This is a genomic window from Corallococcus praedator (assembly GCF_003612125.1).
GTDB classification, from domain to species: Bacteria; Myxococcota; Myxococcia; order Myxococcales; family Myxococcaceae; genus Corallococcus; species Corallococcus praedator.
This window is the reverse complement of the sequence record NZ_RAWI01000279.1, coordinates 1-12,446: the sequence shown is the minus strand read 5'-3', so window position 1 is coordinate 12,446 and position 12,446 is coordinate 1. Positions and strand designations below refer to the sequence as shown.

General features: G+C 70.7%; 11 protein-coding genes. 4 read left to right on the top strand and 7 right to left on the bottom strand.

Going from position 1 to position 12,446, the window contains the following annotated elements; genetic code table 11:
* From bioD to D7Y13_RS28740, 4 genes are all read right to left on the bottom strand, one after another.
* On the bottom strand, positions 1-354 hold a 354-nt coding region (gene bioD, locus D7Y13_RS28755; protein WP_147452511.1), incomplete at its 3' end, for an ATP-dependent dethiobiotin synthetase BioD.
* The gene (gene bioF / locus D7Y13_RS28750) at positions 341-1,525 is read right to left on the bottom strand and encodes an 8-amino-7-oxononanoate synthase (RefSeq protein WP_120584683.1); all 1,185 of its coding nucleotides are present in this window, start codon (positions 1,523-1,525) and stop codon (positions 341-343) included. The genes bioF and bioD, both read right to left, overlap by 14 nt.
* A complete protein-coding gene (gene bioB / locus D7Y13_RS28745) occupies positions 1,522-2,547 on the bottom strand; it encodes a biotin synthase BioB (protein WP_120535231.1) in 1,026 nt (341 codons plus the stop codon). The genes bioF and bioB overlap by 4 nt, the downstream gene beginning before the upstream one ends.
* 203 nt (positions 2,548-2,750) lie before the next feature.
* Complete coding sequence (locus D7Y13_RS28740) at positions 2,751-3,020, bottom strand: GlsB/YeaQ/YmgE family stress response membrane protein (RefSeq protein ID WP_120535232.1); 270 nt, start codon at positions 3,018-3,020, stop codon at positions 2,751-2,753.
* 178 nt (positions 3,021-3,198) lie between these two features.
* Between D7Y13_RS28740 and radA the strand changes: the two genes are divergently transcribed.
* Entirely contained in the window at positions 3,199-4,560 is a 1,362-nt protein-coding gene (gene radA / locus D7Y13_RS28735) for a DNA repair protein RadA (RefSeq protein WP_120535233.1), read from the top strand.
* Positions 4,561-4,564: 4 nt separating this feature from the next.
* Here radA and D7Y13_RS28730 read toward each other — a convergent pair whose 3' ends face one another.
* Positions 4,565-5,344, bottom strand: a complete 780-nt coding sequence (locus D7Y13_RS28730) for a hypothetical protein (RefSeq protein WP_120630835.1) — start codon at positions 5,342-5,344, stop codon at positions 4,565-4,567.
* Between the two features lie 9 nt (positions 5,345-5,353).
* Positions 5,354-7,078 (bottom strand): hypothetical protein, encoded by a 1,725-nt coding sequence (locus tag D7Y13_RS28725; protein WP_147444391.1) that lies wholly within the window; start codon positions 7,076-7,078, stop codon positions 5,354-5,356.
* Between the two features lie 591 nt (positions 7,079-7,669).
* Between D7Y13_RS28725 and D7Y13_RS28720 the strand changes: the two genes are divergently transcribed.
* Positions 7,670-9,151 (top strand): sensor histidine kinase, encoded by a 1,482-nt coding sequence (locus tag D7Y13_RS28720; RefSeq protein WP_120584686.1) that lies wholly within the window; start codon positions 7,670-7,672, stop codon positions 9,149-9,151.
* Positions 9,152-9,262: 111 nt separating this feature from the next.
* Here the strand turns inward: D7Y13_RS28720 and D7Y13_RS47220 are convergent, their stop codons facing one another.
* Complete coding sequence (locus D7Y13_RS47220) at positions 9,263-9,841, bottom strand: NUDIX hydrolase (protein ID WP_199732856.1); 579 nt, start codon at positions 9,839-9,841, stop codon at positions 9,263-9,265.
* A gap of 169 nt (positions 9,842-10,010) precedes the next feature.
* Between D7Y13_RS47220 and D7Y13_RS28710 the strand changes: the two genes are divergently transcribed.
* Both D7Y13_RS28710 and D7Y13_RS28705 read left to right on the top strand, forming a co-directional pair.
* Positions 10,011-11,417 carry a sigma-54-dependent transcriptional regulator gene (locus tag D7Y13_RS28710; RefSeq protein ID WP_120535238.1) on the top strand — a complete coding sequence of 469 codons (1,407 nt, stop codon included), beginning with the start codon at positions 10,011-10,013 and terminating at the stop codon, positions 11,415-11,417.
* 208 nt (positions 11,418-11,625) lie between these two features.
* On the top strand, positions 11,626-12,446 hold an 821-nt coding region (locus tag D7Y13_RS28705; RefSeq protein ID WP_120630834.1), incomplete at its 3' end, for a TetR family transcriptional regulator.

Below are 12,446 nucleotides of genomic sequence, written 5' to 3'. Positions count from 1 at the left end.
TATAAGAGACAGCTCCACCACCACCGCCCCGTCCTTCAGCCGCTTCCACGCCTCAAGCGTCACCCGCCAGTCCGGCTCCCGCCCCAACCGTTGGGCCGCGATGCCCGGGGCCAGCGGCGCGCGGAAGCGGTGCGGACACACCGCCTCCACGGGCAGCGTGCTGCCCGCGGCCTCGCGCATCGCCAGCGCGTCCGACGGGGCCTTCAGGGACGCACAGCCGCTCTCGTAGGGCTTGAAGCCCTGGGGTGACAGGCCCGCGTCCCGCATGAGCGACAAGAGCGCGCACGACACCTGCGTCTTGCCCACCCCGGTGTCCGTGCCGGTGACGAAGAAGCGGGGTTCAGCAGGCTTCACGGGTGACTCCCAGCCGGCGCAACGCCTCCAGCGCCAGGTCGATGTGGTCCGTTGAATGGGCCGCGGAGAGGCAGAAGCGCAGCCGGCTGGTGCCCTCTGGAACCGTGGGTGGACGGATGGCCTTCACCAGGAGCCCCTCCTCCCGCAGGCGCTTCGCCGCATCCAGCGCCCGCGCGGGCTCGCCGAGGATGACCGGGAAGATGGCGCTCCGCGGTTCCGCTTTCAGTCCCAGGGAACGCAGCCCCTCGGTGAACCGGTGGATGTGCCCCCACAGCCGCTCACGCGGAGCCGGGTCATGCTCCACCAGGTCCACCGCGCACGCGGCGGCGGCGCACAGGGCCGCGGGCAGCGCGGTGGAATAGACGAAGGGCCGGGCGCGGCTCACCAGCAGGTCCGCCACCGCGCGCGAGGTGGCGACATACGCCCCCAGCCCGCCCAGCGCCTTGCTCAGCGTGCCCATGCGCAGGTCCACGCGGTCCTCCAGGCCCAGCGCCTCGCACAGGCCCGCGCCACGCGCGCCCAGGACGCCGGTGGCGTGCGCCTCATCCACCATCAGCGCGGCGCCGTGGGCCTCGCACGCCGCCACCAGCTCGCGCAGGGGCGCCACGTCTCCATCCATGGAGAAGACGCTGTCGGTGACGACCAGCTTGCGCCGGGCCGGCGTGTCCGCGAGCGCCCGGGCCAGCGCGCCAGCCTCCGCGTGTGGATAGACGACGACGCGCGCGCGCGACAGCCGGCAGCCGTCCACCAGGGACGCGTGGTTGAGGGCGTCGGAGAAGACAGCGTCCCCGGGCCCCACCAGCGCGGGGAGGATGCCGGTGTTGGCCGCGTAGCCAGAGTTGAAGAGGCGCACGGCCTGCGCGCGCTCGAAGCGGGCCAGCCGCGCCTCCAACTGCTGGTGCGGCACCATGTCCCCCACCACCAGCCGGCTCGCGCCGGTGCCCACGCCGTAGCGCTCCAGCGCGGACACGGCGGCGGCGCGCACGGCGGGCGACGCCGCGAGGCCCAGGTAGTCATTGGAGGAGAAGTTGATCAGCCGCTCGTCCCCCAGGCGCACCTCGGCGCCCTGGGGTGAGTCGAGCGGTTCGAGCACGCGGCGCAGGCCCTTCGCGGACAGGGCCTCCAGGTCCTCGCGCGCCCAGCCCTCCGCGACCGGAGCGGAGGACTTCACCGGTCCTGCCGGGGCTCCAGGGGGCGGATGCCCGCCTTCTCCAAGAGCGCCATGTCCTGGGTGTACTCGGGGTTGCCGGTGGTGAGCAGCTTCTCCCCGAAGAAGAGCGAGTTGGCGCCCGCGAGCATGCAGAGCAGCTGCGCCTCCTCGTTCATCTGCATGCGGCCCGCGGACAGGCGCACCATGGCCTGGGGCATGAGCAGGCGGGCGGTGGCGATGGTGCGCACCATGTCCACCGTCTCCACACGGTGCTGCTCGGCCAGCGGCGTGCCCTCCACGGGGACGAGCGCGTTGATGGGCACCGACTCCGGGTGGACCTCCTGGTTGGCCAGCGTGCGCAGGAGGTTGCAGCGATCATCCACGGACTCGCCCATGCCGATGATGCCGCCGCAGCACACGGAGATGCCCGCGTCGCGCACCCGGTCCAACGTGCGCAGCCGGTCGTCATACGTGCGGGTGGAGATGATGTCGCCGTAGTGCTCCGGCGACGTGTCCAGGTTGTGGTTGTACGCGGACAGGCCCGCCTCGCGCAGGCGCTTCGCCTGGCCCTCCGACAGCATGCCGAGCGTGGCGCACGCCTCCATGCCCAGGGCCCGGACGCCGCGCACCATCTCCAGCACGCTGTCGAACTGGGGACCGTCCTTCACCTCACGCCACGCCGCGCCCATGCAGAAGCGCGTGGCCCCCGCCTGACGGGCCTGCGTCGCGGCGGCCAGCACCTCCGGCACCGCCATCAACTTCTCCGCCTTGACGCCCGTCTTGTAGCGCGCCGCCTGCGGGCAGTACGCGCAGTCCTCCGGACACCCGCCCGTCTTGATGGAGAGCAGCGAGCACAGCTGCACCTTGTTCTCCACGAACACCTGCCGGTGCACCGTCTGCGCCTTGTGCACGAGGTCCAGCAGCGGCAACTGGTACAGCGCGCGAACCTCCGCGAGCGACCAGTCGTGTCGCACCGTCACCCCTTCCGGGGCGGGAGCGGCGTGGTGGGCGTGGCCGTGGAAGGACTCGGCGGTCTCGGACATGCGGGCTCGGCTCCTGGAACAGGGACGTCAGGAGCCCGACGGTGCGTGGCCGAAAGACCATTGTCAACGCCCTAACGCCAGGGGGTTGACGAGTCCCGCCTCGATGCGGAGACAGGAGCCCGCAAAGACGAAGGGACGTCCGTGCGTGACGGACGTCCCTCGTGCTGTCTCCCGCCTCATCGGCAGGGAAGACCCTCGCGTGGCTAGACGTGGACGCGGCGACCGCGGCCGGCGAGCCCGACGAGGAACAACACGACCAGTGCGCCCAGGACGGAGAAGAGCAGGCCCGTGGGGTGCAGGTCGAACATGCGACCGTCACGCGAGAACAGCGAGCCCACGAAGCCGCCCACGAACGAGCCGGCGATGCCGAGCAGCGTGGTGGCGATGAGCCCCATCGACTGGTTCCCCGGCATGATGGCTCGAGCAATCAGACCCGCGATCAGACCAATCACCAGAAACGCGATAATCCCCATGACAACCTCCCCTGTGTGGGGGCCCGCTCTGTGCGACGCCCGTGGACCAGAAACTGGGTTGCCCCTCCCTGTAGGGCAACTCGCTACCTGATCCTGGAGGGTGAGCTTGCCTGCTCTCCAGCCGTGGCCTCACGCGGGACGAGGAAACGTCAGGGGTCTGGGCTAGACACCTCAACCCATGGCGAAGGCGAAGACGCACTACACCTGTCAGGCCTGCGGCTACCAGACGGCGAAGTGGCTCGGGAAGTGTCCGGACTGCGGCGCATGGAGTTCGCTCCTGGAGGAGACCGAGGCGAAGGTGGACGACAAACGCCCGGCGTGGGGCGCGTCGGGCGGGGCCTCGCGGCCGGTGAAGCTCCAGGACGTGACGGGGGAGACGGAGGTGCGCCGGCGCACGGGCATCGCCGAGTTCGACCGCGTGCTGGGCGGCGGCGTGGTGGGCGGTTCGCTGGTGCTCCTGGGAGGAGACCCGGGCATCGGCAAGTCCACGCTGCTGCTGGCGGCGCTGGACAAGCTGGCGCGGCATGGGCCGGTGCTCTACGTGTCGGGTGAAGAGAGCCTGCGGCAGACGAAGATGCGCGCCGAGCGCCTGCGGGTGGAGAGCGACAACATCCACCTGTTCGCGGAGACGGACGCGGACCGGGTGCTGGCCGCGGCGGAGGCGATGAAGCCCCAGGCGCTGGTGGTGGACTCCATCCAGACCATGTACCTGCCGGAGCTGGGCAACGCGCCGGGCAGCATCACCCAGGTGCGCGAGGTGGCGGGCCGGCTGATGGCCTTCGCCAAGCGCAGCGGGGTGCCCACGTTCCTGGTGGGGCACGTGACGAAGGAAGGCTCCATCGCGGGCCCCCGGGTGCTGGAGCACATGGTGGACACGGTCCTCTACTTTGAAGGTGAAAGGGGCCACCCGTTCCGCCTGCTGCGCGCGCACAAGAACCGCTTCGGCAGCACCAACGAGATTGGCGTCTTCGAGATGAAGGGCGCGGGGCTGATGGAGGTGGCGGATCCGTCCGCGCTGTTCCTCTCCGAGCGGCCGCAGGGCAAGTCCGGCAGCGTGGTGACGAGCACGCTCAACGGCACGCGTCCCCTGCTGGTGGAGGTGCAGGCGCTGGTGGCGCCCACGGGCTACGGCACGGCGCGGCGCACGGCGATTGGCGTGGACGGCAACCGGGTGGCGCTGCTGGCCGCGGTGCTGGAGAAGAAGGAAGAGATTCCGCTGGTGGGCTGCGACCTGTTCGTCAACGTGGCGGGCGGCATGCAGTTGAGTGAACCGGCGTGCGACCTGGCGGTGTGCGCGGCGCTGGTGAGCAGCCTGCAGAACCGGCCGTTGGATCCGAAGACGCTGGTGCTGGGAGAGGTGGGGCTCGCGGGCGAGGTGCGCGCGGTGGGCCAGGTGGAGCCAAGGCTCGCGGAGGCCGCGAAGATGGGCTTCCAGCGGGTGGTGATGCCCGCCGGCAGCGCGCGGCGGTTGGAGAAGACGAAGATGCAGGTGGTGGGCGTGGAGACCCTGAGCGAAGCGCTGGCCGCGATGTTCGACTGACGGTTCAGGACGCGCGAGGCAGTGAGGACACGTCGGGCACGCGCAGGGGCATGGCGTTCGTCTGGTGGTCGTAGAAGGACGCGGGCCCCAGGGTGGCGATGAGTCGGGCCTCGGCGGCGTCGCCGTCCGGGGTCATGGCCTGGGTGGGCAGCTCGTAGGGCTGGACGAGCACGAGGCCACCGTCCAGGGCTTGTCGCTGTTCTGGGGGAATCGCATCCAGGCGTGCGCCGAAGAGCTTCACGAAGGGGGCGCCGAAGATGTTGCGCCAGAAGAGGCCATCCAGGCCTTCGCTGTAGTCGCGCACGTTGAAGACCAGCGTAGAGCCGAAGCCGTCCTCGTTCGGCACGATGCGATTGGTCTTGCGGTCGAAGTCATCCTTGAGCCCGGCCTGCACGAGGGGCGAACCCAACAGGTGCATGATTTCAACGACCTGCCGCAGGTGGGCCTCGCGCCAGCCAGGCTTCCTCGCCTCCACGACGGACGTCATCCAGGTGAATGACCCGGCGTAGGGGTACCTGCCGTGGCGCTCCGCCGTGATCTGGAGAAAGTCCCGATCGGTCTTCGCGCCAATGGTGAAGTTCTTGAACTCGTCGTAGTAGGCCGCGAGGACATCTGGGTTGAAGGGCCCGGGCTCCAACCGTTCCGCCATGTCGAAGCCCCCGTAACGAACCGGCTGGAACCAACGGTTGTCCGAGAAGAACCGCCGAGCCAGTTCGCGAATGGTGCTCGTCGAGGGGGCACCTGGGGGCAGGGAGAACTTTGTCTTCAAAGAGCGCGAAGCCATGACCTGCCTTCAAGGGAAGTAGCGGATGTTGGCGCGTCCCACCGCATTGAGCGCATCCAACTGGGCGCGCAGCGGATCGGAGAGGTGGGTCGCCCCAGCCGGGTGCTTGGAAGAGCGGATCCAGAGTTCGATGGAACCATCGTATTTGTCCACGTAGTTCATCATGGCCTTCAGGTTGCCCGTGAGCGACAACTCCGCACGACCCTTCACCTCGACGAAGCTGTACGGGTGGCCCCAGACGAGGTCGCTGGGACGTCCCAGCACGGAATCCGGAACGAACCCCTGGGCCGAACTCCCAGGCGGCGGCAACAAGAGGCTCGTGTTCTTCGGGTAGTTCCTGCTCTGGAGCACCGCCTGTTCGAACTCGCTGCCCGCGCCCTTGTTCTTGATGACCGTCTGGTAGAGCCGCTCCCACTCCGGATCCACCGCGTACTGGATGCGGGGGTACTTCGTCGGATGACGGAACTGATAGTCCACCCACGCCTGCGCCAGGTGCTCCGCGCTGCCCGGCACCAGCCGCGCGCCCTCCGCCGTCACGCGCGAGCCCACCAGGGCCACGCGCTTGCCCTGTGCCAGTACGCGGCCCGCTTCGGCCAGCGGGGACTCCAGCCGCTTCGCCACGGCTTGCAGCTTCGCCACGTCCTCCGCTGACACCGCATCACCGCGTCCCGCCGCGCGCAGCACCCGGCGGATCTCCTGCGCTTCTTGCGGTGACAGGTGTTGCACCACCCGCTGCAACACCTGCACCTCTTGCAGACTGCGCCCCGTCAACAGCGCCACCCGCTCCGCGCCCTGCGCACCCTCCGACAGCAGGCGCCCCGACACCACCGGCAGCGCCACGCTCACCGCGCACAGCAACCGCTCTCCGTCCGTCAGCGGGTGCCCCAGGAGGCTCACCCCCAGCACCACGCCCGTGACGTCCGCCACTTCTCCGGCGACGGGCAGCAGGCCCACCGCCATCTCCAGCACGATCTCCTCGGGAGGAACGCCCGGAGGCTCCCGGCGCGGGTCCCACGTCGGGGGCGCGAGGCGGCCCGCCTCTACCGCCGAGGCCAGCAGGCTGTCGCGCGCCAGCAGGTAGAGCGCCACTTCACTGGGACTCTTGCGCACGAAGTCCGGATCCAGCGTGTGCGCGTAGGCCCAGTCGAGCACCGCCTCCACCAGCGCCCGCTGCGTCTCTTCGTACAGCGCGCTTTCGGTGAGCAGTCCGTCCTGACCGAGCCTGCGGAAATGCGACTCGGCCAGGGCCCGGCCTCGCGCTTCCGCCCAGCGGTGGTACTCCTCCAGTTTCGCATCCACCTGCTTCGAGTGCGCTCCGTCCTCACGCTGCCGCTGCGACTGCTCGACCTTCAGCCGCAGGTACACCTCCAGCGGTGAGTCTTCGGCGAGCTGTTTCTCGGTCCGCGCGAGGGCCCAGATGAACAGTTCATTCAGCGCGGCATGGCCCGCCTGGCGCTCCTCCTCAGTCACTGCGGGCTTCTTCAGGTCCGCCCGCTTCTCGGTGATGAACGCGAGGTAGCGCCCCAGGACGTCCCCGCCCACGGTGCCCACAGTGACACCCGAGCCCCCAGTGCCCCTGGCCTCACGCGGGAACGATGGCGGCGAAGCACTGTGATAGCGCGTGTAGCCGTAATGCCCCACCGGCAGGGCACCGGCGCCCGGCGTGGTGCACGCCGCGAGCGACAGCATCAACACCAGACTTCCGCCGAAACGCCCCAGACGTCCATCCGGCATGACCGCCTCCCCAGCCTTTTCAAATATCAATCAGCACTGACGTGCTCCCAGAGGCCCTTCCTGACGCGCGTCGCGACACGCATTTCCCTCTGGAACGCTCACCCCATCGTCCGCGGCCAGGGTGCTCGGCCCCGAGGCGCGTAGCGACACGTCCTGCCCTGTGCGACGTCCACGCCAGCGGCTGTTCCCGGAGCGTCCAGAACGCCCCGGATGCTTGGGTTCAACGCGTGCGATGACACGTTTCACCTGTCGGCCCGCCACAGCGGCAGCGGTGCCGGTGTGTCAGGAATTCATCCGACACCCAGACACGACTCATGCCGCCGACGAGGCCTCGTCGGCGACAACGCGTCAGGAGCGCTCCCAGCCGTTCACACCCGACACGTGTGGCACCACGCCTTCCGAGTCGGACCGTCCACACCATCGCCGTCCACCGCGCGGCCTGAATGGCTCCGGGCCTTCAGACAACACCGTGCCCTCGCAGGTTCCCGAAGCGCTGCGGCCCCGCGTCTTTCAGCTCCGTGCGCGCAGAACGAGTGCTGGTCATGGCCCGGGGCATGCCGTTTGATGCGTGACACGAGGAGCGCCGCCCGGATGACGCATCGCCCCCTTTCCTCCCGCCTGCGGGACGCGCTGGGCTCGCTGTCAGCACGGCTGCTGGTGGCGTTCCTGCTGCCCACCCTGCTCTTCCTCGCGCTGGCGGGAGCCTCCGTGTACGCGCTCGCCCGCGCGAGCCTGGAGGACGAGCTGGGCTCGAGCCTGTCCGCGCTGGCCGCCGCCACCGCCAGCCAGGTCAGCGGCGAGCGCATGCTCACCATCGAGCCCGGCGACGACGTGTCCGGCACCCGCACCTGGCGCAATCTCGTGCGACTGCTCGACGGTGTGCGCACCGCCAGCGGGGTGCGTCGCGTGTACGCGGTGGACGCGCAGGGTCGCGTGCGCACCGACGTGGGCGGCAACCTGCCCGTGGGCGCCGAGGTGCCGGAGCTCGCGCGCGACCGTCTGGAATTGACCCGCGTCTTCGCCGGCAAGCGCGCCGCCAGCCAGGTGCTCTTCACCGGGTCCGACGGGCTGCTCTACAAGACGGGCTACGCGCCCGTGGTCCAGGATGGACAGGTGGTGGGCGCCATTGGCGTGGAGGGCAGCGCGGCCTTCTTCGGTCCGCTGCGCCGGCTGTGGCGCACCTTCGTCATGGCCAGCGTCGTGGCGCTCGTCGCGCTCGCCTTCATCGCCATGCTCACCGCCCGGGGACTGGCCCGGCCGTTGCGGCGGCTGATGGACTCGGCGCTGCGGATCGGCCGGGGCGACCTGACCACCCCCGTGCCTCCGGAGCCCACCCGGGAGATTGGCGTGCTCGCGCGCGAGCTGGAGGTCATGCGCGGCGCCCTGGAGAGCCGGGACCGACAGCTCAAGCTCATGCTCGCGGGCGTGGCCCACGAGGTGCGCAATCCGCTGGGCGGCATCGCGCTCTTCTCCGGCCTCCTGCAGGAAGACCTGCGCGCGGGCGCCCACGCGGACGCGGGCAGCCACGTGGACCGCATCCAGCGCGAGGTCGCCTACCTCCAGCGCATCGTCGAGGACTTCCTCGCCTTCGCCCGCGAGCAACCCCTGGCACGCGCTCCCATGGAGGCCCCCGACCTCGTGTCGAGCGCCTGTGAGCTGCTCGCCATGGAAGCCAGTGGCAAGGGCGTGACCCTGGAGGTGGACGCCGCGCCCGCGCACCTGGAGGCGGATGGCAGCCTGCTCACGGCCGCGCTCGTGAACCTGGTGAAGAACGCCGTGCAGGCCGCGCCCTCCGGCAGCCACGTGAAGGTCCGAGGACAGCGCCGCGACGGCGGCTACGCCATCGACGTCCAGGACTCCGGCCCTGGCGTCCCCGAGGCCGAACGCGAACGCATCTTCGAGCCCTTCTTCACCACCCGAGAGCAGGGCACCGGCCTGGGCCTGCCCCTCGCGCGGAAGATCGTCCGCGCGCACGGAGGCGAGCTCGCCCTGCGCTCCTCCCCGGGCGACACCGTCTTCACGCTCACGCTGCCCTGCGCTCCGGATTCAGGGGAGGCACGAGCGCGGCCGTGAAGTGCTCCGCGAGGCCCGTCCTGCGCTCGACGCCGGACCCCTTCGGTCCCCAGCCCCAGCACATCCGTGAGCCGTATCGGGCCACGTCCTCCCGGCGGGACACCCTTTCGCCTACGGCGTTCCCTCAACGCCCACGGCCTCACGCGCCTTCTGCAACATGCGTCGCAGCGGCGCCTCGTCCGCGCGCGCCAGCGCCTCGTCCCAGGAGAGCCACTGGATGCCAAACGACTCCGCGGGGTCGTGCGCGAGCGCTTCGGGATCCTCCGCCACCACGAGGTAGCGCACGTCCAGGTGACGGTGTTCGGGTTCGTCCTTGCGCACGGGAATGGTGTGGATGTCCACGTCCAGCGGGCGCGGCGCGCTGGGGTGCGGGTGCACGCGGCACCCGGTCTCCTCGCGGGCCTCGCGCAGGGCGGTGGCTTCCATGTCGCCGCCATCCCCCGCCTCCGCGTGCCCTCCGGGTTGCAACCAGCGCTTCAGCTTCGCGTGGTGCAGGAGCGCCACCTTCGCGCCCGTGGGGTCCACCACCACCGCGCTGCCGGTGAAGTGCGCTTCGGCCTGCGCGCGCGAGAAGGGCTCCCCCAGCGACGTGGCGAAGAGGCGCATGCGCGACAGGTCCTCGCGCTCCTTGTCGTCCCGGGGGACGTGGCGTGCGAGCAGTTCGACGAGGGCGTTGGAAGCAGGGGCCATGCGCCAGGGTTTAGCCACACGCCCCGAGGGGGACGCCAGCGCTTTCACCGCGACGGACGTGCGGCCGTCCCGGTCCGGTGTAGGGTGCCACCCCCAGGCGCGCCCTCCCGCCGGAGCGCGCCGGCAGTGCCCCTTCTTCCAGCGGACCTTTCGAGCAGGTGAGCAGGCCATGGCGCGCATCCTCGTCATCGACGACCACGACACCCTCCGCGAGGGCATGACCGTCACCCTCACCCGCTCCGGCCACACCGTGTCCGCGGTGAAGAGCGGGGCGGACGGGCTCGCGGCGTACAAGAAGGCCCCCTTCGACCTGGTCGTCACCGACCTGAAGATGGACGGCATGGACGGCATCGCCGTCACGCGCGCCCTCAAGCAGTTGGACGCGGGCGCGGTGGTGATGGTCGTGACGGCCTTCGGCACCATCGAGACCGCCGTGCTGGCCATGCAGGAGGGCGCCTACGACTTCATCACCAAGCCCTTCCCCCCGGAGGTGCTGCGCGCCAAGGTGGACAAGGGCCTGGAGCTGTCCGCCACGCGCCGCCAGGTGGAGCGCCTCACCGCCCGCACCGACGCGCACGACGCCGACGCCGCCCTCACCCACCGCGACATCGTGGGCGACAGCGAGCCCATGCAGAAGCTGCTCGGACAGGTGCGCAAGGTGGCCGCCAGCGACGCCACCGTGCTCGTGCGCGGCGAGAGCGGCACCGGCAAGGAGCTGGTCGCCCGGATGATCCACCAGCAGTCTCCCCGCCGCGACGGGGCCTTCGTCGTGGTGCACTGCGCGGCCCTGGCGGAGACCCTGCTGGAGAGCGAGCTGTTCGGCCACGAGCGCGGCTCCTTCACCGGCGCGGTGAAGCGCAAGCTCGGCCGCTTCGAGCTGGCCGACGGCGGCACCCTCTTCCTGGATGAGATTGGAGAGATTCCCTCCTCCGTGCAGACCAAGCTCTTGCGCGTGCTCCAGGAGAAGGAGCTGCAGCGCGTGGGCGGAGAAGAGACCCTCAAGGTGGACGTGCGCGTGGTGAGCGCCACCCACCGCGACCTCCAGGCGGAGGTGAAGGCGGGCCGCTTCCGCGAGGACCTGTACTACCGGCTGCACATCGTCCCGCTCACCCTGCCGCCCCTGCGCGAGCGCCCCGAGGACATCGCCGCGCTCGCGCGCCACTTCGTCGCCAAGCACGCGCCCCGGGTGAACCGGCGCGTCACCGGCATCGAGGACGCCACGCTGCACGCGCTCACCCGCCACGCGTGGCCCGGCAATGTGCGCGAGCTGGAGAACGCGATGGAGCAGTCGCTCGTCTTCGCCGAGGGCGAAAGGCTCACCCCCGCGGACCTGCCCCCGCACCTGTCCGGCCAGACGCCGCGCATGGACGCCGGGCTGCCCGTGCCCCAGGGCGACCGCCCCCTGCCCGAAATCCTGGAGGACCTGGAGCGCCAGCTCATCGCCCGCGCCTACGAAAAGGCCGGCGGCGTGAAGACGGAGACCGCCCGACTGCTGGGCATCAAGACCTCCGCGCTGTACTACAAGCTGGAGAAGTACGGCTTCCTCCCCCGGGGCGAGCGCCCTGAAGAAGCCTGAAGAAGAAGCCTGAAGCCGAGACCCGAGCCCCCCGCGCCTCGGAAATCCGTCACCCCTGCCCTGGCCCCATGATTTTCCACCGCCCGGCTTTCCCACCCCTGCCCACCTCCTCCGCGCCAGGTGCCCGGAACCAGGAGACTTTCCGGCCAGCCAGGGAAGCGGTCAGGAGGGCGGGACTGGCATCCGCCTTGCTGAAGGTTTCCCCACGATGATCCTGCGTGCCCTAGCCCTTGTCGCGTGCCTGCTCCTGGGCGCTCCCGCCGGGGCGGCGTCCGGGGTGGAGCAGGCGCGGGCGAAGGCCCAGGCGGCGCGAAGCGGCGTACGCACCCTGCGCACCCAGCAGCAGGGCCTGCGCGACGAGCTCAACGGGCTGGCCGCGCGCATCGAAACGCTCAAGTCCCAGCGCCAGGGGAAGCTGACGACGGGCGGGGAGCTGGAGTCCGCGCTGCGCCGCTCGCAGGAGCTGAGCGGGGAGCTCACCGGGCTGGCCTGGTCGGTGTCCGGCGCGGAGGGCGAAGTCGAGCGCGCGCACCTGGCGCTGCACGGCGCGCTGTCGCAGGAGCTGACGCGGCTGCGCTCGGCCTGGGATGCGACGACGGACCGGACGGAGCGGGCGCGGCTCTTGGAGCAGATGCGGTCGGTGCGCGAGGAGCGGGAGGCCGTGCGCGCGGCGCTGCCCGCCTCCCAGGTGCCGGCGTTGGACGGGGCCACGCGGGGGGATGACCCGGAAGACCTGCTGGCCCAGGCGGACGCGCTGCGCGACAGCCAGGACAAGGTGCGCCAGCGGCTCCAGGCCCTGAAGGCGCGCATCACCGAGGTGCGCGAGGAGCGCGACCTGGACCGGCGCATGAACGACTTCCTCGGGGAGGAGTCCATGTTCGACGACCAGGACCGGCGCCTGCGCCTGCGCTCGACGGGGGACCAGGGCCTCCAGGTGGCGCCCACGCAGCGGACCGGCCCCCGGGCGCCGACGTTCATCGCGGACGACATGTCGGACCCAGCTCCCACGGTGGGCGGAGGCGAGGCGGG

Coding starts and splice junctions, on each gene's coding strand:
- D7Y13_RS28740 (WP_120535232.1), bottom strand. CDS start 3,020: ATGGGGATTATCGCGTTTCTGGTGATTGGTCTGATCGCGGGTCTGATT.
- D7Y13_RS28720 (WP_120584686.1), top strand. CDS start 7,670: ATGACGCATCGCCCCCTTTCCTCCCGCCTGCGGGACGCGCTGGGCTCG.
- D7Y13_RS28710 (WP_120535238.1), top strand. CDS start 10,011: ATGGCGCGCATCCTCGTCATCGACGACCACGACACCCTCCGCGAGGGC.
- radA (WP_120535233.1), top strand. CDS start 3,199: ATGGCGAAGGCGAAGACGCACTACACCTGTCAGGCCTGCGGCTACCAG.
- D7Y13_RS47220 (WP_199732856.1), bottom strand. CDS start 9,841: ATGGCCCCTGCTTCCAACGCCCTCGTCGAACTGCTCGCACGCCACGTC.
- D7Y13_RS28730 (WP_120630835.1), bottom strand. CDS start 5,344: ATGGCTTCGCGCTCTTTGAAGACAAAGTTCTCCCTGCCCCCAGGTGCC.
- bioB (WP_120535231.1), bottom strand. CDS start 2,547: ATGTCCGAGACCGCCGAGTCCTTCCACGGCCACGCCCACCACGCCGCT.
- D7Y13_RS28725 (WP_147444391.1), bottom strand. CDS start 7,078: ATGCCGGATGGACGTCTGGGGCGTTTCGGCGGAAGTCTGGTGTTGATG.